This is a genomic window from Streptomyces xylophagus, assembly GCF_000716435.1.
Classification (GTDB): Bacteria; Actinomycetota; Actinomycetes; order Streptomycetales; family Streptomycetaceae; genus Streptomyces; species Streptomyces xylophagus.
The window spans coordinates 1-553 of record NZ_JNWO01000120.1 but is presented as its reverse complement, the minus strand read 5'-3'; the positions used below and the strand labels follow the sequence as shown (position 1 = coordinate 553).

Annotated in this window: 1 pseudogene; it reads left to right on the top strand. The window is 71.8% G+C overall.

Annotated elements, in window-relative coordinates:
* Positions 1-213: 213 nt before the first annotated feature.
* Positions 214-553, top strand: a pseudogene (locus OO70_RS50560) (hypothetical protein); the annotation flags it as partial.

Genomic DNA, 553 nt, shown 5'->3' with positions numbered 1-553 from the left:
CGTCTGACCCTCGCCGAACACCGGCCTCCCGACCGGCCGCCGGGGTGCCGTGCGCCTTGCCTCCCCCGTCGAGGCCCGCATCCCGGCGGCCAACTCCCCTCTGACCAACTCCCCTGAGGTCCCGATGTCCCCATTACGGGCGCTCGTGCCCCGTCTCAAAACGTTAGCCCCGCTCGCCGTCGGGCGGGCAGGCGTGGTGGGAGCCACCTCGAAGTGCCCTCGCAGGTCCGGGATATGCCGATGAGCGGCGCTGTTCAGCCCCAGTTTCATCCGGCTGGTTTCGACGGCGCGTTGCGGACGGCGCTGGACGACCTGCGTGCCGGCCGGTGGCGGTCGACGAGCGTGCTGCTGAGGAGCTGCCGCACGTGGGGGGTGCGTACCTCCCGCAGTCAGGTCCTGGCTTCTGCGGTGGCTGCGGCTCAAGGGGACGCGGTCGAGGCCTGGTTGCAGGAGGAGCCGGACGCCGACGCGCTGATGATGCGCGCGCGGGTGAGCGTGCAGCAGGCACTCAACGCCTACCGTGCCGGGCAGCGCGGTGTGGGATTGCTCGCGG